Annotated in this window: 1 pseudogene; it reads right to left on the reverse strand. The window is 77.8% G+C overall.

Going from position 1 to position 1,471, the window contains the following annotated elements:
- Positions 1–252 precede the first annotated feature (252 nt).
- Positions 253–1,356: pseudogene (locus tag ACFXGX_RS27720) on the reverse strand (RNA polymerase sigma factor); the annotation flags it as partial.
- Between the last annotated feature and the right edge of the window lie 115 nt (positions 1,357–1,471).

Genomic DNA, 1,471 nt, shown 5'->3' on the forward strand with positions numbered 1-1,471 from the left:
CGGGCGCCGCGCGCGCCGCCCCCCGCCCGGCGCCCGCGGGCGCGCGGGGCGGGGCGCGCGGCCCCCGCGCCCGACGGCCGCACCCGGGACGGTCGGTGGCCGACGAACGGTCCACCGGCATGCCCGGCGAGCCGTCCGACAGGTGCCGGGCGCGTCCGCTCGGCACACCACGCCCCTCCATCACGATGCCCGCGGCCGCGCACATTCGCAGCGCGACGCCGCCGATCAGGGCGGGCCCGGGGCGCCGCGCCGTCAGGCCTCCGCGAGGGCCGCTCGGGTCCGTTCGAGACGGGCGCGTTCGGGCGCGCTGCCGGTGAGCGTGATGGCGGCGTCGTACGCCCGCAGTGCCTCGGCGTCGCGTCCGAGCCGGCGCAGCAGCTCGGCCCGTACGGCGTGGAAGGCGTGGTACCCCTCCAGGTCCAGCGCCTCCACGAGTGCGAGGGCGGTCCGCGGTCCCTCGGTCTCGGCCACGGCGACCGCACGGTTGAGGGCCACGACCGGGCTGGGCGCGAGTGACATGAGCTGGTCGTACAGCGCCAGGATCTGGCCCCAGTCCGTGGCGGCGGCGGTCGGCGCGTCGCTGTGGACGGCGTTGACCGCGGCCTGGATCTGGTACGGCCCCGGCCGGTCCCGGCGAAGACAGCGGCGCACGAGGGCCTGCCCCTCGGTGATCAGGTCCCGGTCCCAGAGCGTCCGGTCCTGTTCGGCGAGGAGGACCAGGTCACCGTCCGCCGTCGTACGGGCGGGCCGCCGGGCCTCGACGAGCAGCATCAGCGCGAGCAGACCGAGCGCCTCGGGTTCGTCCGGCATGAGCTCGACGAGGAGGCGTCCGAGGCGGAGGGCCTCGGCGCAGAGGTCCGCCCGGCCCCCGTACCCCTCGTTGAAGACGAGGTAGACGACGGCCAGGACGCCTCTGACCCGGTCGGGCAGGTCCGCGTCGCGCGGGACGCGGTAGGGGATGCCCGCGTCGCGGATCTTGGCCTTGGCGCGGACGATCCGCTGGGCCATGGTGGGTTCGGGGACGAGGAAGGCGCGCGCGATCTGCCCGGTGGTCAGACCGCCGAGGAGTCGCAGGGTGAGGGCTACCTGGGCTTGTGGGGCCAGCGCGGGGTGGCAGCAGGTGAAGATCAGACGGAGTCGGTCGTCGCGCACGGGTCCCTCCTCCACGGGGTCGTCCGGGGCCCGCAGCCGGGCGGCTTCGGTCTGCCGGGCGGCGCGGGTGGACTCGCGGCGCAGCCGGTCGACGGCGCGGTTGCGGGCGGTCGTGATGATCCAGCCGGCCGGGCTCGGCGGTACGCCGGTCTCCGGCCACTTCGCCATGGCCGTGGCGAACGCGTCCTGGACCCGGGGGGGCGCGCGCGGGGGGGGCGCCCCCCCCGCCCCCCCCCCCGCCGCCCCGCCCCCCCCCCCCCCCGCCCCCCCCCGGGGCTGATTCCAGCCACCGCCGCCGCCCGCGACTCAGGGTGCGTGT

Origin of the sequence: Streptomyces sp. NPDC059371 (genome assembly GCF_042751995.1) — a bacterium.
Taxonomy (GTDB): Bacteria; Actinomycetota; Actinomycetes; order Streptomycetales; family Streptomycetaceae; genus Streptomyces.